Origin of the sequence: Hyphomonas sp. GM-8P (assembly GCF_003263315.1) — a bacterium.
In the GTDB taxonomy this organism is placed as follows: Bacteria; Pseudomonadota; Alphaproteobacteria; order Caulobacterales; family Hyphomonadaceae; genus Hyphomonas.
Genome location: NZ_AWFE01000116.1, coordinates 76,037 through 92,345, shown reverse-complemented (window position 1 = coordinate 92,345; position 16,309 = coordinate 76,037). Strand labels below are relative to the sequence as shown.

The following is a 16,309-nucleotide window of genomic DNA, read 5'->3' as shown; positions in this document are numbered from 1 at the left end:
CATGTTTTGACCACTCGTCTTGAGAATGGGCCTCAGAGCAGAAGCGCCAAGCGACTTTCTTGGGCACCCGAAATCATATCGGAGATGGGAGAGCGCGGGGGGTCCCGAGCTCCGAAACCTGCGACATGGAGGGGCCGAATGGGCCAGTTACTGAAAAGAATGACGCGCGGGGTGGCCTTGCTGCCCGCCTTCGCGTTGACGGGGGCGCTCGCATACGCACAGGACGCGGATCTGGAAGCACGGCTCGCTGCACTGGAAGAGTCGGTGAACAGCAGCGCGAGTTCCTATGTCGACAACTCCTACCTGTTCTTGATCGGCGGCATCATCGTCATGCTGATGGCAGCCGGCTTCATGTGTCTTGAGGTCGGTCTGGTGCGTTCGAAGAACGCTGCCATGCAGTCGATGAAGAACGTTGTGCTGTACGCTGTGGCCGGCTTCATGTTCTGGCTGGTCGGCTACAACATGGCCTATCCGGGCTCCACGATCCTCGGCGGCCTGCTCGGCACGACACCGGTTATCTGGAACGGCGGCGACCTCGAGGCCATGAGCGATGCGGGTTACGCTCCGGCTTCCGACTGGTTCTTTCAGATGGTGTTCGTTGCAACGGCTGCTTCGATTGTCTCCGGTACGGTTGCCGAGCGCGTGAAGCTCTGGCCGTTCCTGATCTTCACAGCTGTCCTGACCGGCTTCATCTATCCGATCGTCGTGTCCTGGGAGTGGGGCGGCGGTTACCTCGACTCCGAATGGGCCTTCTCCGACTTCGCCGGTTCGACGCTGGTGCACTCGACGGGTGGCTGGGCGGCTCTTATGGGCGCGCTGATCATCGGCCCGCGGACAGGCAAGTATTTCGGCAAGCAAGTGAACCCGATGCCGGGCTCCAACATCCCGCTCGCCGGTCTTGGTACTTTTATCCTGTGGTTCGGCTGGTTCGGCTTTAACGGTGCTTCGCAGCTTGCTGCCGGTACGGTGACGGACATCAACTCGGTCGCCCAGATCTTCGCCAACACGAATATGGGGGCTGTCGGCGGTACGCTATTCGCCATGATCACCACCGCAGTCCTCTACAAGGGCAAGGTCGACGCCACGATGGTCTTCAACGGCGCGCTCGGCGGCCTGGTGTCCATCACGGCTGAGCCGCTGGCGCCGTCCATGGGCGCTTCGGTCCTTATCGGCGGCGTGGGCGGTGTCCTGGCTGTCCTGACCGTTCCGGTGCTCGACAAGTTCAAGATCGATGACGTCGTCGGCGCCATCCCGGTCCACCTTGTCTGCGGTATCTGGGGCACGATCATCGTTGCCGCTTCCTACGGCAACAACATCATGCCGAACGAAGCCGGTGACCCGAGCTATGTCGGCCAGCTGGTTGGCGTGGTCCTGACTGGTGTGTTCGTCTCGATCGCTTCCGTGATCGTCTGGATGGCCCTCAAGCTCACGATTGGCGTCCGCGCCAGCGAGGAAGAGGAAATGGCCGGTATGGACGTTTCCGAAGTTGGTCTCGAAGCCTATCCGGACTTCACCAACGCCTAAGGTTGCGGCTCTCCGAAACGAAAACCCCCGGCAGGATCTGCCGGGGGTTTTTTCATTGCGGGAGGGAAGGGGACTTACTGCTCCTGCGTTTCAGCGTCTTCCGGCCTGGCGGCCGGGGGTGTGTTCAGGTCCCCATCCTTCATCGCTTCGGATTCGCTCTCATAATAGGGCCCGCCCACGGCGACTTCCGCAGGTCCGTCCTGCGGGACGATGACTTCCTCGCGCTCGGCCGTGAAGACGAGCTCCTCTTCCGGCTCAGGCGTATCGGCGACGATCACCGGGGCCTTGTTCGTCAATTCGGCGATCTCGAAGGCGTTCTGTTCCAGCCGGGCGCGCTGCAGCTCGTTCAGGTCCTGAACGGACATGCCTTCCAGGTCAGCCGGGATTTCGTCAAAAATTTCGGCTTTGGAGGCGTTAACTGCAGAGGCATCTTCATTCATTTCCTGTGCATTTGCAGACATAACCGTTAACAGCGCAAAGGCTGCGGGTGTGATCAGGGCGCGTGTCATTTCGTGTCTCCTTTCGGGTTTCCTGATTGTCCTGTATCAATAGAGCATCAGGCCGGATGTTCCGTGATTACGGGAATTAAATGCACCAGGACCCTCATGGGACGGGGCAGGGACATGTACCGGCGTGAGCCGGATAATGCCGGATCCGAGCCCCGAAACGCCCCTCTGAAAACGTTAATTCGCCGCTGAAAAAGACTTTCGGGCATTTGCCCAGAGTTAAGGTTGATGGGCCAGATTGACCGCTCCACCGACAACACGGAGCCGTCCCCCTTCATGACCGACTATGCTTATGATGATGACGCAACCCATTTCAGCGTTAGCGATCCTGTCTGGCGCATCCTGACGGGTGCGGCCGCATTTGCGATCGGCGTTTTCATCTGTGGCAGTGTCGGCTCTTATGTTGCGACGGACCCTTCCTGGAATGCCGCGACCGATTCTGATGTTCAGAACCTGTTCGGGCGCTCAGGCGCCGTGTTCGCAGACCTTGCCCGTCAGACGCTCGGCTGGTCGGCATGGACCGCCGGTCTCGCGCTGATGATTGGCGGGGCCATGCGCACTGTGCTGATTGGCGCGCCGCGTGTGCATCGCTGGGTGAAGGGCTTCCTGTTTGTGCCGTTTTCGGCGGCCTTCTTCGCTGCCTGGCCGGTGCCGCAGTCCTGGCCGCTGAGCGCCGGGCTTGGCGGCGTGGTCGGCGATGGCCTGTTCCATTTCGCGGCCATGCCTTTCCGTGCGCTGATGCTGCCGTCCCCTGAAAGCTGGGCCGCCTTTTTCCTCGGTACGCTCGCCCTCTGGGCTGGTCTGTCGGCGCTCGGCTTCCGCCGCGGCGATGCCCGTCTTCTGAAGCATGCGGCCGCATCGTCCGGTGCTCGTGCTGCCCGTCAGGCCAGCGGGGTCGGCGGCTTGCTGCTTGCCATCGCACGTGCCCTCGCACCGAAGCGCAGGATCGAGGTCGAAGACGAGATGGTCGACGTCCGAGAAGATCGCGCTCGCGTCGTGCTGACTGATGACGATGAAACGCCCGGTTTCCTGCGCAAGCGCGGCAAGAATGTCATCGAGATCGAAGAAGACGACGACTTTGATGATGAAGCGGAATACCTCGACGACGCCGAAGACGATTACGATGACTACGAAGACGAAATCGACGACGAAGCCGACGATTATGAAGATGACGAGGATGAAGAGCAGGAGCGTAAGCCGCTCTTCACCCTGCCGAAGCCCAAGGCGAAGCCGCAGTCTGCAGCGCCGCGTGTCTCCAAGCCGGTCGAACGCCGCCGCAAGGCCGGACGCCTGCCGTCGATCGATCTCCTGGAACAGACGGTCGAACGCGCCGACTCGATCGATGAGGATGCGCTGCTCGCGAAGGCTGCGAAACTTTCAGACGTTCTGAAGGAGTTCGGTGTTCGCGGCCGCGTCAAGGAAGTGCGCCCGGGCCCGGTGATTACCCTGTTCGAAATGGAGCCGGCGCCGGGCGTGAAATCTTCCCGCGTCATCTCTCTGGCAGACGACATTGCCCGCTCGATGAGCGCGAAATCCGCCCGCGTCGCGGTTGTGCCGGGCAAGAATGCGATCGGTATCGAACTGCCGAATGAAGATCGCGATACGGTGTATCTCCGCACGCTGCTGCAATCGGACGCCTATACCGGCTCACGGGCCAGCCTTCCGATGGCGCTGGGTGAAGACATTGGCGGCGTGCCGACCGTGGTCGACCTGGCCAAGATGCCTCACTTGCTGATCGCGGGTACGACAGGCTCGGGTAAGTCGGTCGGTGTGAACGCGATGATCCTGTCACTGATCTACCGTCACACGCCGGAACAGTGCCGTTTCATCATGATCGACCCAAAAATGCTCGAGCTCTCGATCTATGAAGGCATCCCGCACCTGCTGGCACCGGTTGTGACCGATCCGAAGAAAGCCGTGAACGCGCTGCAGTGGACCGTGCGCGAAATGGAAAGCCGCTATGAACTGATGTCGAAAGCGGGCGTCCGGAACCTCGCGGGCTTCAACGAGAAAGCCGCGAAATACCGCAATGCCGGCGAGAACCTCGTTCGCAAGGTGCAGACCGGTTTCGATGATCGCGGCAAGCCGGTCTACGAAACCGAGATCCTGCCGACCGAGCATATTCCGAACATCGTGGTCGTGATCGACGAGATGGCCGATCTGATGCTGGTGGCCGGCAAGGAAGTGGAAGGCTGCGTCCAGCGTCTCGCCCAGATGGCGCGTGCGGCCGGCATCCACCTGATCACTGCAACGCAGCGACCGTCCGTGGACGTCATTACCGGTACGATCAAGGCGAACTTCCCGACTCGTATCTCCTACATGGTGACGACGAAGATCGACTCCCGGACAATCCTCAACGAGCAGGGCGCTGAACAGCTGCTCGGCATGGGCGACCTGCTCTACCAGGCACCGGGCCATAAATCGACGCGCCTGCATGGCCCGTTCGTTTCCGATGAAGACGTCGGCGCGGTCACCGACTGGCTGCGTGAGCAGGGCGAGCCGGACTATGTGATGGATATCCTGGAAGCGCCGGATGATGGCTCCACCGGTTCGGCCGTGATGGATGCGATGCTCGGCACTTCAACCGGCGACGAAGAAGACGATCTCTTCTCGCAGGCCATCGCCATTGTTGTGCGCGACCAGCGCGCCTCGACGTCTTACCTGCAGCGCCGCTTGAAGATCGGTTACAACAAGGCGGCGGGCGTCATCGACCGGCTGGAGGAAGAGGGCATCATTTCCGCGCCGAACCACGCCGGCAAACGCGAAGTATTGGCGAACGGACGCCCCTCTCCGGAATGACCGTCGCCTGAACAATCTCACCCGGCTAAGGTGGGCAATTGGGGCAACCCCCGTTCGCGGTGAAATGCGAACGGGGGTTTCAATTTGTGGAGGTGTCAGCCCATCGGGTACTGGATGTCCTTCGTCACCGCGTCGCAGGCCTTCATCACGTCATCCGACAGGGTGAGGTCTGCAGCGGCGAAGATGTCGTCCAACTGGTCGAACTTCGAGACACCGACAATGGTGGAGGCCACGAATTTGTGCTGCTTCGACCAGGCGGTAGCGAGGGTGACGACGTTGATGCCGGCCTCCTTCGCGATGTCCATGAACCTTGCCGTCGAGGCGAGCGATTTCTCGTTCACGAAGCGGTGGGCCATCGCTGCCTGTCGGCCGCCAATCTCCAGATAGCGGGAGAAGCGTGCGCCTTCCGGCCGTGCGCCATCCTGATATTTGCCGGAGAGGACACCGCCGCCGATTGGGGAGTATGGGATCAGGCTGACGTCTTCCTTCACGCAGACCTTGGAGAGCGCGTCCTCGAAGCGGCGGTTGTTCAGGCTGAAATTTTTCTGGATCGTCTCGTAGCGAACGGTGCCGAGTCGGCTGGACGCTTCGAGGCTTTTCATCAGGCCCCATGCATCTTCGTTTGAACAGCCGACGATGCGGACCTTTCCGGCCTGGACGAGGTCATCCAGCGTTTCCATCGTCTCGTCATAGGCTGTGCCATGGTCCGGCCAGTGGGTCTGGTAAAGGTCCACATAGTCCGTTCCGAGACGGGTGAGGCTGTCCTCGATGGCTTTGGTGATGTTGTGGCGGTCGAGCGCGGTCATGCCGGCGCGCTGGCTGCCCTTGATCCAGCCATGTGAAGGTCCGCAGACCTTGGTCGCCAGGATGATGGAATCCCGGTCCTTGGTCTTCAGCCATTTGCCAACAATTTCCTCCGTGCGGCCGGCCCATTTGGTATCGGGCGGGACGGGGTAGTTCTCAGCGGTGTCGTAGAAATTGATCCCGGCGTCGAAGCTCGCGTCGAGAATCCGCAGGGATTCAGCCTCATCGGTCTGGGAACCGAAGGTCATCGTGCCCATACAGATATCGGATACATAGATGGCGCTTCGGCCGAGGCGGCGGTGTTGCATGTTGGCGTTCTCCCTGTCTTGTTGCGGCGACACTAGCGGCCAGAAACGGCATGACCAGAGGCGAGCGCGAACAAATTCGTGAGACGCCCGCCCGCCTTACTCTGCGTCGGTCAGCAGCTGGGTGAAATCGATCACTTCAAAGCCATGGCCGGTGGCGCGAACGAACTTTTCGAAATCCGCCTTTGAAACCGTCGTTGTGCCGGTATTGGTGAGCGGGTGGAAGTTGACCGGTTCATGTTCCATGAGTGCGGCGTCGACAAGGAACCGCACGCGGCCTTCGGTGTCGTTCATCAAGGCAAATGCGGTGACCGAGCCGGGCGTCACGCCGAGCAGTTCCTCCATCAGGTCTGGCGAACCAAAGGACAGCCGCTTCGTCCCGATCAGTTTGTGCAACTTGTTCAGCTTCAGCTGAGAGTGCGCCTCTGCCGCGATCAGGATGATGTTGCCGTCCTTGTCCTTGAGGAACAGGTTCTTTGTATGCCCGCCGGGCAGGGTGCGTTTCACGTCCGTGCTCTGGTCCACAGTGAACACAGCCTCGTGCCACTGTGTCGAGTGCGCGATGCCCAGCTGGTCTAGATAGGCGAACAGGTCGTCGGGGGTTGCCGTCATGGGGCCCTTTGGGCCAAGACTTGTGGCCTCCGTCAAGCGCAGAGCCTCCCCCATGTTTCTTGATTGCTACAAAATCTACGATGTCGCGCCGGATCTGGTGCCTGCGCGGTCAAATCGTGACTGGATGGACGCCTTTACCGACCGCCATCCCTATCGTTGCCTGCCGCTGACCATGGCGAACTCCACGGGCTGGGAATTGCTGGCGCCGATGGACATCAAGATCGAGTGGAATGGCGGCCCGCGAAACGAGGACATCCGCCTGCTGACCCGTGGCGACCCGCGCAGCATCGAGAGTTTTGCCGGGGCGCACTTCGCCCGCGGCATCGTCACCTTCCACACCGGCCACCTCTTCCGCACGCCGCCCGGCTGGGGCGTCTGGGTGACTGGCCCGCCGAACTGGCCGAAGGATGGGATCTATCCGCTGACGGGCCTGGTTGAGACCGACTGGCTGCCATTCCCGTTCACGATGAACTGGCAGATGACCCGCAAGGGCAGCGTGATCTTCGAAAAGGGCGAGCCCTTCGCTTTCATCACACTGATGGAGCACAAGAAGCTGGAAGAGATTCAGCCGGAGCGGAAACTCCTGCGCTCGAACGAGGAACTGGTGAAGGAATACAATGCCTGGACGGAAAGCCGCGCCGACTTCAACAAGCGGCTTGGTGAGGGCGAAGAGAGCGCAATGAAGGAGCGCTGGCAGCGCCATTATATGCGTGGCGAAAAGCCGACCGGCGACAAGGCTGACAGCCACCAGACCAAGCGTCGCCTGAAGCCGCCGAAAGAGATTTCATGATCACAATCCGGGCCTATGCGCCCGCAGACCTGCCGGCCCTGCACGCGATCAACGAGCAGGGCGTGCCGGGCGTCAGCCGCGAAACACCCGAAGATCTGGCCAAGTGGCTATCTCTCTCCGAATGCCTCGTTGCGGTGGGGGAAGACGGCCAGCCAGTCGGTTTCCTGAATCTCGTGCCGCCGGGCACGGCTGCCTATACCAGCGACAATCTCCGCTGGTTCGAGGCGCGGGGCGGCAATGTGAATTATGTCGACCGGATCGCCATCGATGCGCGTGCGCGGGGCCAGCGGATCGGCGAAGCGCTCTATCAGGCGGTGTTTGCGGTCTGCGCCGGGCGCTACGATGCCATTGGATGCGAGGTGAACCGCCTGCCGCCCAATCCGGGCTCGCTGCGCTTCCACAAACGGCTGGGTTTCGAGGAAGTCGGCGGCCAGGCCTTCGTGCCCGGCGAAAAGGAAGTGATCTATCTGGAGCGGAAGCTCTGACGCTCAGTCCTTGCGGCTCGCCTTTTCCACAATCCCGCTTGTACCTTGCCGTTTCTCCAGCGCAGTCGCCACATCGTCGAGGCTGACACCGCGCACGCGCAGGGCAACAAGGGCGTGATAGAGCATGTCGGCGGCTTCGCTGGCGACGCGTTCATTGCTTTCTTCGCGCAGGGCCTGGATGAATTCGCCGGCTTCTTCCTCCGCCTTGTCCGCGCAGGCGCCGACGCCTTTCGACAGCAGCTTTGCCGTCCAGGACGCGCTCGCGTCGCCCGTTTCGGCGCGCGTATCGATGGTCATGCCCAGATGGGCGAGGGCTTCGGCGAGGCGGTCGGCGGATCCGAGAATAGACATGGGGCCTCCATACTCTCCTTCCGCGAGGGGAGGAAGCCTGCCCGCTTGACGCAGGCCGCCACCGCGTCACTTTTACCTGAAACGAGGAGGATTCCAGATGAACGACCGGGTGACGATCACGCATCTTGAAGACGGCATCGCCGATGTCCGTATGGTGCGCACCGACAAGATGAATGCGCTCGACCCTGCCCAGTTCAAGGCGCTGGCCGACACGATCGAGGAGCTGCACGGCACAAAGGGCCTGCGCTGCGTCGTGCTGTCAGGGGAGGGGCGGGCCTTCTGTGCGGGCCTCGACCTGTCCAGCATGTCAGGTAATTCCTCCGGCGATGGGGAGAAGAAAAAAGGCGGCGCAACGGGCGACCTTGCCACGCGGGCCTTCGGCGATGCAAACCTCGCCCAATACGTCGCCTGGGGCTGGCGGAAGCTGGAAGTGCCCGTGATTGCGGCCGCTCACGGCGTGGCCTTCGGCGGCGGGTTCCAGATCCTGTCAGGCGCGGACGTGCGCTTCATCCATCCGGACACGCGCTGTGCGATCATGGAAATGAAGTGGGGCCTGGTGCCCGACATGGCCGGCTTCCCCCTGTGGCGGGGCAATGCGCGCGACGATGTGATCCGCGAGCTGACCTATACCAACCGGGAGTTCAATGGCCGCGAAGCGCACGCCATGGGCTTTGCCACGCACGTCTCCGAGACGCCGCTGGAGGACGCGCTGGCACTGGCCAAGATCATCGCCAACAAGCACCCGGCCGCAATGCGCGGCGCCAAAACGCTGTGCAATGCGATGGCGGAGCTGTCGGACGCAGACCTCCTGATGCTGGAAAGCACCGAACAGCTGAAAGTCATCCGCACGCCCAACCAGATGGAAGCGGTGATGGCCGAGATGCAGAAGCGCAAACCCGTCTTCGCGGAATAAAATTTAGAACGGGCGGACGGGCGCCCCGGCGGCATGCAATGCGCGCCGGGCGTCTGCCACGGTCGCTTCGCCGAAATGGAAGATCGAGGCGGCGAGCACAGCGCTCGCCCCGCCGTCCAGCACGGCGGCTGGCATGTCGTCCACGCTGCCGGCGCCGCCGCTGGCCACAACCGGAATGTTTACAACAGATGTGACCGCCTTCAGCAGCGGGATGTCATAGCCGGATTTGGTGCCGTCCTTGTCCATGCTGGTCAGCAGGATCTCGCCGGCACCGCGCTTTTCGGCTTCCTTTGCGAACGCCACCGCGTCGATGCCCGTGGCCGTGCGGCCGCCATGGGTGAAGATCTCCCAATGGCCGCCTTCCTCGTCATTGACGCGCCGCGCATCGATGGCGACGACGACAGCCTGGCGCCCGGCCTTGGCGGCGCAGCGGGAGATGACGGAAGGGTCTGCGACCGCGGCGGAATTGATCGCCACCTTGTCGGCCCCGGCCCGGAGCAGCGCGACGAGGTCGTCTGCGCTGCGCACGCCGCCGCCCACCGTCAGGGGCATGAAGCACTGTTCTGCCGTCGCTGAGACGATGTCGAGCAGGGTGCCGCGGCCTTCGTGGCTGGCGGTGATATCGAGGAAACAGAGCTCGTCTGCGCCTTGCGCGTCATAGGCCTTGGCCAGCGCGACGGGGTCGCCCGCGTCCTTTAAGTCCACGAAGTTGACGCCCTTGACGGTACGCCCGTCTTTCACGTCGAGGCAGGGGATGATGCGGGTCTTGAGGCTCATGGGCATGGCTTTAGCCGGGAAAGTCCGCCCCGCAAAGCTGCGATCTGTCCCACAACTTATCCAACACCCCCTCCGGGGACGCGGCACCGTGTAAACACCGTGAATAGACCATGTATGGACCATGAATAGATCAAATTTCACAGACCTTCTGGACGGCCCCTTAAGCAGGAAACTGCATAAGGCGAGGCATGGGACTGGGACGGGATTGGATGCCGCCGCGCGAGGTGCGCCGGGCGGTCAGGCTCGGGGCGATCATCACGATCGGCTCGATCTTCTTCACCGTCTTCCCCGTCTGGGTCTGGCTGCAGATCGACCCCGTCATCCGCTTGCGTGACATCTACATTTCCTGCGTCGTGCTGCCGACCCTGATCTCGCCGACCTGCAGCTTCTTCGTCCTGCGCGCCCAGATCCGGGCCGAGCGGCTGGCGGCGCTGAACGACCAGCTGGCCAATCATGACGAACTGACCGGCCTGCCGAACCGCCGCGCCTTTTTCGCGCGGGCAGGGACGCTGCAGACCGACGCGCATCGCAGCACCGACATTTTCGCCTGCGCCATTGCCGACATCGACAATTTCAAACGCATCAATGACACCCACGGCCATGATACGGGTGACCGGGTGCTGAAAGGGCTGGCCGCCGCGCTGGCAGACCTTGCCTCGGACGGCATCATCCTGGCCCGGCTTGGCGGGGAGGAATTCGCCGTCGCGGGCACGTTCGCCAGCGAGGCCGCCGCGCGCATCTGGTTCGAGGCGCTGGTGCGCGCCGTGGAACACCGGCATCCGGGAAACCTGCCGGTGACGATCAGCCTCGGCTGGTGTGTGGCGGAAGCTGCGGAGAATCTTTCCTCACAACTCAGCCGGGCAGACCATGCGCTCTACGAGGCAAAGGCCCGCGGCAAGAACTGCGCGGTTAAGACGGCAACCGCCGGGCCGCGAGTGGTGGCGGTGGCGTAAGTCGCCGAAAGGTTTGACACCCGGGCAAGGCCCCCTCATGTCTGGGGCATGACCGAACACGAAAAAGACGAAGCCGCCCGCTGGGCAAGAATGGTCGACGCAGAGGAACGCGCCTTCGCGCTGCTGGACGCAATCGAGGCTGCGGGCATCATGAAACCAGGCCGCACCGAAGGCGAGGTCGACCGCGACATCGAAACCATCGCGGCCGAGCAGTTCGGGATAAAGCGCAACTGGCACCAGCGCCTCGTGCGCGCCGGGCCGAACACGACCTGCATCTTCTCGGACATGCCGGACGAAGTGACCATCGGGCCGGAGGACACGGTCTATGTCGACATGGGCCCCGTCTTCGAACAGGCGGAGGCCGACGTCGGCCGCACCTATGCGATGGGGCAGGACCCGGCCCGCCACACGCTGGTCGCCGCGCTGCCCGAAGTGTTCGAGGAAATGCGCGCCTTCACCCTCAGCAAACCGGATGTAACGGGGGCGGAGGTTTATGACTTTGCCTGCCGCGCGGCGGAGGCGCGGGGCTATCATTTCGGCGGCAAGATCGCCGGGCACACCGTGGGGGAGTTCCCGCACGCCACCTGGCCGCTGGAACAGGCCCTCCAGCGCCTCTGGCCGGACAACCCGCAGCCGCTGAGCACGCCCGACCATCTCGGCCGCCCCCGCTACTGGATTTTAGAAGCCCACCTCGTAGAGCCGGGCCGCCAATGGGGCGGCTTTTATGAGCGGCTTCTCAGGCTCTGATAGCACAGAGAATCATCAGCATCTGGAATAGCGCGCGGAGCCTATTGGGAACGGAGGCGGTGTTCGCGAGCTCTGCCTTAAACGGAAAATTGACGCCGGTCTTCAGGCCGTCGGTTTAGCGATCAAGGCGCAGAATTTCCCGCTACGCTCCGGATGTATGCCACACGCTCATCCGTGCCCGTGATTTCGGTGCGGACGACATCGCCTGTGTCGGTGGCGATGGTGTCGAGGGTGGCGGCGATCATGTAGGGGAAGGCCTGGTGCAGGTCGGCGCTGGTGCCGGTGCTGCCGATGTCGGTCTCGAAGGCTTTCTCCCAGTCGCTGGCGTCTTTGGCCGGGTCGACGAGATAGCCGTCCAGCAGGATGAAATGCGTATAGGTCGTGTAGGTCTTCGGCGCGAATTCAGAGCCGAGCGCGAACGTGGCGCCGGCGGACCGTCCGCTGGGCCCGAAGACGGCGGAGGATTTGCCGGAGCTTGCCGCCGCCGGGGAAAATTCCACGCCCTGGGCGGCCATGGTGACATGGTCAAATTCCGCCGTATCATTCACGCGCACGCGCTTTTCCGGCGCGCCCGTTCCGTAGCGCAGCAGGACCACCAGGTCCGGCTGGCTGCTTGGCGCGGCGCGGGTCAGCCCCTGGGCGCCAAAGGCCTGTTCGACATAGGCGGCATATTCGAGGAAGTCGGCATTCGTCGGGGTGATGCGGCTGTCCATCGGTGCCAGCGCGTAGGATTTCGCCGCGGCGGCCTCCGCGCTCGCCGAACTGCTGGCGGAGACATAATGTTCCGGGATGGCGGCCTGATCAGGCCCGGCTGCGGTGGCGCAATTGCCGAGCGCCAGAAGCGATGCCAGCGCGGCACTCACTGACAAAGCCCGAAGCATGGATTACTCCTGTAGGTTGCCTTCGGTCAACCTATCGGAAAGTCAGCCTCTCGCAAGCGCAATCGCTTCGGCGGGCACGATGTCCCCGTCATAAAGGGCGCGTCCGAGGATGCTGCCCGCGATGGGTGCATCCGCCGCCATCAGGGCACGGATGTCGTCCACGCTGGCGACGCCGCCCGAGGCGATGACAGGGATGGAGACCGTGCCCGCGAGCTCTGCCGTGAACGGAACATTGACGCCGGTCTTCAGGCCGTCGCGGCCGATGTCCGTCGCGACGATGGCGGCGACGCCGCAGCCTTCAAACGCCTTGGCGAGTTCGGTTGCCTTCATGTCGCTGGTCTCGGCCCAGCCTTCGACCGCCACCATGCCATTCTTCGCATCGATGCCGACGACAATTTGACCGGGCAGTGCGCGGGCGGCTTCCTTCACCAGCTCCGGATCGCGCAGGGCCACGGTGCCGAGGATGACGCGGGAAATGCCGGCTTCCAGCCAGGCGTCGATCTGTGCCCGCGTGCGGATGCCGCCGCCGAGCTGGACCGGCGCATCGGTGGCCTTCAGGATCGCCTCGACCGCCGCGCGGTTCACGGCCTTGCCCTCGAAGGCGCCGTTCAGGTCTACCACGTGAAGATGGGTGAAGCCTGCGTCCCGGAAGGATTTCGCCTGCGCCGCCGGGCTGTCGGAGAAGACGGTCGCCTGGTCCATCTCGCCGCGCAGGAGGCGCACGCACTGGCCGTCTTTCAGGTCGATGGCGGGGTAGAGGGTAAAGGTCATGCGTGTACTCAGGGCGCCCATTGCAGGAAATTGGAGAGGATCTTGAGGCCGGTCTTCTGGCTCTTCTCCGGGTGGAACTGCGTGCCGAACATGTTGCGCCGAGCCACCGCCGCCACGATCTGGTGTCCATAGTCGGCGGTTGCGGCGATGTCGGCCGGGTTGTCGGGCTTCATCGCATAGGAATGGGTGAAATAGACGTGCGGGTCGTCGCCAAGGCCGGCCAGCACGGGGTGAGGCTGAAGGTGGGTAAAGGTCAGCCCGTTCCAGCCCATGTGCGGCACGCGGAAGCCTTCGCCCGGCTCGATCAGCTCCACCGTGCCCTTGATCCAGCCGAGGCCGGCCGTGTAGCCGTCTTCGAGGCCCGCGGTCGCCATCAGCTGCATGCCGACGCAGATGCCGAAGAAGGGCTTCGCCTGCTTCAGCACCGCCTCGTTGAGCGCGTCCTCCACGCCCTCCCGGGCGCGCAGACCCGCGGCGCAGTCGGCAAAATGGCCGACGCCGGGCAGGACGATGCGGGTGGATTCGAGGATGACTTCGGGGGAATCGGTCACGATAATCTCGTGGCTCGTTCCCGCCAGCGCCGCCGCCTCCCGCAAGGCCCGTTCAGCCGAGTGGAGGTTGCCGGAGCCGTAATCGATCAGCGCGACCTGTGTCATGCGCGCGTGTTAGCGGGGCGGCGGGCAGAGGAAAAGGCATTTCGTGTCACGGGCGTGGTTCTTCCTTGTGGGAAAGCAGGCTAGGCTCGCGCTGCTGCCAGTATTGCACTTGAGGGTATCCATGCCGGAAATCATACAGGATACGAAGACCTTCCGGGCTGACCGGGCCTGGGGGGCGCGAGATATCGCCCGCATCGACGGGGCGAGCGTGCGCCTGCACTGGACCGACCAGCCCTATGAATGGCACGTCAATGACGGCGAAGAGGTCTTCGTCGTGCTGCAGGGCGTGGTCGACATGCACTATCGCGAGCGCGGGCAGGAAAAGATCGTCCAGCTCTCGCCGGGGGACATGTTTGTCGCCGGAGTGGGGGACGAGCACGTGGCCCATCCCATCGGGGAGGCACGGGTGCTCGTGATCGAGCGCGAAGGCTCCGTCTGACAGTCCGCCGGTCCGGTTTTCCTTGTGCAAGGGCAGGGGCTGTCCCAATGTTCGCACCAGACTCGAGACCAAAACCGGAGCTTGCCCCATGCGCCCCATCCTGCCGCTTCTTTCCACCGCGCTCCTCGCCGCCTGTATCACCGGCCCCGCCTGGCCGGACAGCCGCGACGGGAAACTGATCGGGCAGGTGGAACAGAAGGCGGAGCTGTCGAGCAGCCTGTCGGACCAGATCTGGGAATGGGCCGAGGTCGGCTATCAGGAGGAAAAATCCTCCAGCCTGCTTCAGCAGACGCTGAAAGTCGAAGGCTTCGACATCGAGGCAGGCGTCGCCGGCATTCCGACGGCCTTCGTGGCCGAATACGGCACCGGCGGACCCGTCATCGCCATCCTCGCCGAGTTCGACGCACTGCCCGGCATCAACCAGACTGCCAGCCCCGACTGGGAAGAGCGAGACGGCATGGGCGCAGGCCACGCCTGCGGCCACAACCTCTTCGCGGCAGGCTCCACCACGGCGGCCATCGCCATCAAGGATTGGCTGGAAGAGACCGGCACACCGGGCCGAATCCGGCTCTACGGCACGCCGGCGGAAGAGGGCGGCAGCGGCAAGGTCTATATGGTCCGCGCGGGCCTCTTCAACGATGTCGACATCGCGCTGCACTGGCATGCGGGGGACCGCAACTCCGCTGCCGCGCGCACGACGCTGGCAAACCGCTCAGCCAAGTTCCGGTTCCGCGGGCTTTCGGCTCACGCGGCGGGCGCGCCGGAGAAGGGCCGCTCGGCGCTCGACGGCGTCGAGGCATTCAACATGATGGCCAACATGATGCATGAGCACATCCCGCAGGAAGCGCGCATCCATTACGTGATCACCTCCGGCGGGTCAGCCCCGAACGTGGTGCCGGACTTCGCCGAAGTCTTCTACTATGTCCGCCACCCGTCCGCCGATGGTGTCGAGGAGATCTGGCCGCGCCTTGAGGCCGCCGCGAAAGGCGCCGCGATGGGCACCGGCACGACGGTCGATTGGGAAATCATCCACGGGAACAACCCGCTGCTGGTCAACGAGACACTCGCCAAGATGATGGATGAGAAACTCCGCGAAGTCGGCGGGGTTACCTATAACGAAGAAGAGCAGGCCTTCGCTACAGCCATCTATGAAACGCTGACCACACCGACCCTGCCGCTTGGCTCGGAATCCGAAGTGCAGCCCTACGAAGTCTCGCTCGGCTACGGCTCCACCGATGTGGGCGATGTGTCCTATGCCGTGCCGACCGTGGGCCTCAATACTGCGACCTGGGTACCGGGCACGCCGGCACACTCCTGGCAGGCGGTTGCGGCCTCCGGCACGTCGATCGGCCACAAGGGCACGCAGGTGGCGGCAAAGACGCTGACACTGGCGGCGATCGAGCTCTTCACGAATTCGAAGCTGCGTGAGGAAGCCCGCAAGGAATTCGATGAGAAGCGCGGACCGGATTATCAGTACCGTTCGCTTCTGGGCGACCGCGACCCGCCGCTCGATTACCGGAAATAGAGGCCGGAAAACTCCGGACACGTCGCGCTGGCGGAAATGTGGGAAGTGGGCTTGCCCGCCCGCCGGCGTCAGCTGCGCGCCATGCCTTCATTGTCAGCCCGGTCCAGCGGCCGCTGATCGCGGGCCAACGCGTCTGCAAGTTCGGCAGGGTCGATGGCGATGAACTTGGTTTGCGTCCGCTCACCGCGTTTCGTGTGGACGATCATCGTGGTGGCGATCCGACGGAAAGCGAGAAAGGACGGGCTGTCCAGAGGCTCTTCTTCTGTTTCGATCGTATAATTACCTGCAGGCCATTCTTCTTCGAGACTGTCGAGATAAAACGGGCTGCGGAACGTTACGAGTTGTTTTGAAATGCGATTCGTCATGGTGGTTCCTTTCCGGTCTCCACCTTTCACGCCTGTGGACTCCGGATTGATACGGGAAGCCGCATCCGGAAAGCGGGTCCGGACGCGGCCCCTGGGTGCGATCAGG

18 protein-coding genes are annotated in these 16,309 nt (G+C 63.2%); 9 read left to right on the top strand and 9 right to left on the bottom strand.

The window, feature by feature from the left end:
- The first annotated feature begins 138 nt into the window (after nucleotides 1–138).
- Complete coding sequence (locus HY26_RS16760) at nucleotides 139–1,524, top strand: ammonium transporter (protein ID WP_034766898.1); 1,386 nt, start codon at nucleotides 139–141, stop codon at nucleotides 1,522–1,524.
- A gap of 74 nt (nucleotides 1,525–1,598) precedes the next feature.
- Here HY26_RS16760 and HY26_RS16755 read toward each other — a convergent pair whose 3' ends face one another.
- The gene (locus tag HY26_RS16755) at nucleotides 1,599–2,033 is read right to left on the bottom strand and encodes a hypothetical protein (protein ID WP_034766896.1); all 435 of its coding nucleotides are present in this window, start codon (nucleotides 2,031–2,033) and stop codon (nucleotides 1,599–1,601) included.
- A gap of 225 nt (nucleotides 2,034–2,258) precedes the next feature.
- Here HY26_RS16755 and HY26_RS16750 point away from each other — a divergent pair, with 225 nt between their 5' ends.
- Nucleotides 2,259–4,829 (top strand): DNA translocase FtsK 4TM domain-containing protein, encoded by a 2,571-nt coding sequence (locus HY26_RS16750; protein WP_233348779.1) that lies wholly within the window; start codon nucleotides 2,259–2,261, stop codon nucleotides 4,827–4,829.
- A 95-nt stretch (nucleotides 4,830–4,924) separates the two neighbouring features.
- Here the strand turns inward: HY26_RS16750 and HY26_RS16745 are convergent, their stop codons facing one another.
- Complete coding sequence (locus HY26_RS16745) at nucleotides 4,925–5,941, bottom strand: aldo/keto reductase (RefSeq protein WP_112074165.1); 1,017 nt, start codon at nucleotides 5,939–5,941, stop codon at nucleotides 4,925–4,927.
- A gap of 96 nt (nucleotides 5,942–6,037) precedes the next feature.
- The gene (locus HY26_RS16740) at nucleotides 6,038–6,550 is read right to left on the bottom strand and encodes a prolyl-tRNA synthetase associated domain-containing protein (RefSeq protein ID WP_112074197.1); all 513 of its coding nucleotides are present in this window, start codon (nucleotides 6,548–6,550) and stop codon (nucleotides 6,038–6,040) included.
- A gap of 52 nt (nucleotides 6,551–6,602) precedes the next feature.
- Between HY26_RS16740 and HY26_RS16735 the strand changes: the two genes are divergently transcribed.
- Nucleotides 6,603–7,340, top strand: coding sequence for a DUF6065 family protein (locus HY26_RS16735; protein WP_034766892.1), 738 nt, complete (start codon nucleotides 6,603–6,605; stop codon nucleotides 7,338–7,340).
- Nucleotides 7,337–7,825, top strand: a complete 489-nt coding sequence (locus HY26_RS16730; RefSeq protein ID WP_034766891.1) for a GNAT family N-acetyltransferase — start codon at nucleotides 7,337–7,339, stop codon at nucleotides 7,823–7,825. Before HY26_RS16735 ends, HY26_RS16730 begins: the two co-directional genes overlap by 4 nt.
- Before the next feature lie 3 nt (nucleotides 7,826–7,828).
- Here the strand turns inward: HY26_RS16730 and hisE are convergent, their stop codons facing one another.
- On the bottom strand, nucleotides 7,829–8,176 hold the full coding sequence (gene hisE, locus HY26_RS16725; RefSeq protein ID WP_034766889.1) for a phosphoribosyl-ATP diphosphatase: 348 nt from the start codon (nucleotides 8,174–8,176) through the stop codon (nucleotides 7,829–7,831).
- Between the two features lie 97 nt (nucleotides 8,177–8,273).
- On the opposite strand from hisE, the gene HY26_RS16720 reads away from it, so the two are divergent.
- Nucleotides 8,274–9,089 (top strand): crotonase/enoyl-CoA hydratase family protein, encoded by an 816-nt coding sequence (locus tag HY26_RS16720; protein WP_112074164.1) that lies wholly within the window; start codon nucleotides 8,274–8,276, stop codon nucleotides 9,087–9,089.
- Nucleotides 9,090–9,092: 3 nt separating this feature from the next.
- On the opposite strand, the gene hisF is transcribed toward HY26_RS16720, so the two are convergent.
- Nucleotides 9,093–9,866 (bottom strand): imidazole glycerol phosphate synthase subunit HisF, encoded by a 774-nt coding sequence (hisF, locus tag HY26_RS16715; protein ID WP_034766885.1) that lies wholly within the window; start codon nucleotides 9,864–9,866, stop codon nucleotides 9,093–9,095.
- Nucleotides 9,867–10,054: 188 nt separating this feature from the next.
- Between hisF and HY26_RS16710 the strand changes: the two genes are divergently transcribed.
- Together HY26_RS16710 and HY26_RS16705 are read left to right on the top strand one after the other, a co-directional pair.
- Nucleotides 10,055–10,819: a GGDEF domain-containing protein gene (locus tag HY26_RS16710; protein ID WP_112074163.1), complete on the top strand. Its 765-nt coding sequence runs from the start codon at nucleotides 10,055–10,057 to the stop codon at nucleotides 10,817–10,819.
- 48 nt (nucleotides 10,820–10,867) lie between these two features.
- Nucleotides 10,868–11,566, top strand: a complete 699-nt coding sequence (locus HY26_RS16705) for a M24 family metallopeptidase (RefSeq protein ID WP_112074162.1) — start codon at nucleotides 10,868–10,870, stop codon at nucleotides 11,564–11,566.
- A gap of 122 nt (nucleotides 11,567–11,688) precedes the next feature.
- On the opposite strand, the gene HY26_RS16700 is transcribed toward HY26_RS16705, so the two are convergent.
- From HY26_RS16700 to hisH, 3 genes are read right to left on the bottom strand one after another with little or no spacing between them, the layout of a single operon-like run.
- The gene (locus HY26_RS16700; protein WP_112074161.1) at nucleotides 11,689–12,447 is read right to left on the bottom strand and encodes a DUF4136 domain-containing protein; all 759 of its coding nucleotides are present in this window, start codon (nucleotides 12,445–12,447) and stop codon (nucleotides 11,689–11,691) included.
- Nucleotides 12,448–12,489: 42 nt separating this feature from the next.
- Nucleotides 12,490–13,218: a 1-(5-phosphoribosyl)-5-[(5-phosphoribosylamino)methylideneamino]imidazole-4-carboxamide isomerase gene (hisA, locus tag HY26_RS16695; protein WP_112074196.1), complete on the bottom strand. Its 729-nt coding sequence runs from the start codon at nucleotides 13,216–13,218 to the stop codon at nucleotides 12,490–12,492.
- Between the two features lie 8 nt (nucleotides 13,219–13,226).
- Entirely contained in the window at nucleotides 13,227–13,874 is a 648-nt protein-coding gene (gene hisH / locus HY26_RS16690; protein ID WP_034766879.1) for an imidazole glycerol phosphate synthase subunit HisH, read from the bottom strand.
- 121 nt (nucleotides 13,875–13,995) lie between these two features.
- Here hisH and HY26_RS16685 point away from each other — a divergent pair, with 121 nt between their 5' ends.
- Nucleotides 13,996–14,313, top strand: coding sequence for an AraC family ligand binding domain-containing protein (locus tag HY26_RS16685; RefSeq protein ID WP_112074160.1), 318 nt, complete (start codon nucleotides 13,996–13,998; stop codon nucleotides 14,311–14,313).
- A gap of 88 nt (nucleotides 14,314–14,401) precedes the next feature.
- Nucleotides 14,402–15,838, top strand: a complete 1,437-nt coding sequence (locus HY26_RS16680) for an amidohydrolase (protein WP_112074159.1) — start codon at nucleotides 14,402–14,404, stop codon at nucleotides 15,836–15,838.
- A 68-nt stretch (nucleotides 15,839–15,906) separates the two neighbouring features.
- Here HY26_RS16680 and HY26_RS16675 read toward each other — a convergent pair whose 3' ends face one another.
- Nucleotides 15,907–16,203: a hypothetical protein gene (locus HY26_RS16675; RefSeq protein ID WP_112074158.1), complete on the bottom strand. Its 297-nt coding sequence runs from the start codon at nucleotides 16,201–16,203 to the stop codon at nucleotides 15,907–15,909.
- Nucleotides 16,204–16,309: the final 106 nt, after the last annotated feature.

Bases quoted from the DNA above. Each gene is read 5' to 3' on its own strand.
- hisH (WP_034766879.1), bottom strand. From the start codon at position 13,874: ATGACACAGGTCGCGCTGATCGATTACGGCTCCGGCAACCTCCACTCG.
- HY26_RS16675 (WP_112074158.1), bottom strand. From the start codon at position 16,203: ATGACGAATCGCATTTCAAAACAACTCGTAACGTTCCGCAGCCCGTTT.
- HY26_RS16685 (WP_112074160.1), top strand. From the start codon at position 13,996: ATGCCGGAAATCATACAGGATACGAAGACCTTCCGGGCTGACCGGGCC.
- HY26_RS16745 (WP_112074165.1), bottom strand. From the start codon at position 5,941: ATGCAACACCGCCGCCTCGGCCGAAGCGCCATCTATGTATCCGATATC.
- HY26_RS16720 (WP_112074164.1), top strand. From the start codon at position 8,274: ATGAACGACCGGGTGACGATCACGCATCTTGAAGACGGCATCGCCGAT.
- hisE (WP_034766889.1), bottom strand. From the start codon at position 8,176: ATGTCTATTCTCGGATCCGCCGACCGCCTCGCCGAAGCCCTCGCCCAT.
- HY26_RS16700 (WP_112074161.1), bottom strand. From the start codon at position 12,447: ATGCTTCGGGCTTTGTCAGTGAGTGCCGCGCTGGCATCGCTTCTGGCG.
- HY26_RS16705 (WP_112074162.1), top strand. From the start codon at position 10,868: ATGACCGAACACGAAAAAGACGAAGCCGCCCGCTGGGCAAGAATGGTC.
- HY26_RS16735 (WP_034766892.1), top strand. From the start codon at position 6,603: ATGTTTCTTGATTGCTACAAAATCTACGATGTCGCGCCGGATCTGGTG.
- HY26_RS16680 (WP_112074159.1), top strand. From the start codon at position 14,402: ATGCGCCCCATCCTGCCGCTTCTTTCCACCGCGCTCCTCGCCGCCTGT.
- HY26_RS16760 (WP_034766898.1), top strand. From the start codon at position 139: ATGGGCCAGTTACTGAAAAGAATGACGCGCGGGGTGGCCTTGCTGCCC.
- HY26_RS16710 (WP_112074163.1), top strand. From the start codon at position 10,055: ATGGGACTGGGACGGGATTGGATGCCGCCGCGCGAGGTGCGCCGGGCG.
- HY26_RS16740 (WP_112074197.1), bottom strand. From the start codon at position 6,550: ATGACGGCAACCCCCGACGACCTGTTCGCCTATCTAGACCAGCTGGGC.
- HY26_RS16755 (WP_034766896.1), bottom strand. From the start codon at position 2,033: ATGACACGCGCCCTGATCACACCCGCAGCCTTTGCGCTGTTAACGGTT.
- hisA (WP_112074196.1), bottom strand. From the start codon at position 13,218: ATGACCTTTACCCTCTACCCCGCCATCGACCTGAAAGACGGCCAGTGC.
- HY26_RS16750 (WP_233348779.1), top strand. From the start codon at position 2,259: ATGGGCCAGATTGACCGCTCCACCGACAACACGGAGCCGTCCCCCTTC.
- hisF (WP_034766885.1), bottom strand. From the start codon at position 9,866: ATGAGCCTCAAGACCCGCATCATCCCCTGCCTCGACGTGAAAGACGGG.
- HY26_RS16730 (WP_034766891.1), top strand. From the start codon at position 7,337: ATGATCACAATCCGGGCCTATGCGCCCGCAGACCTGCCGGCCCTGCAC.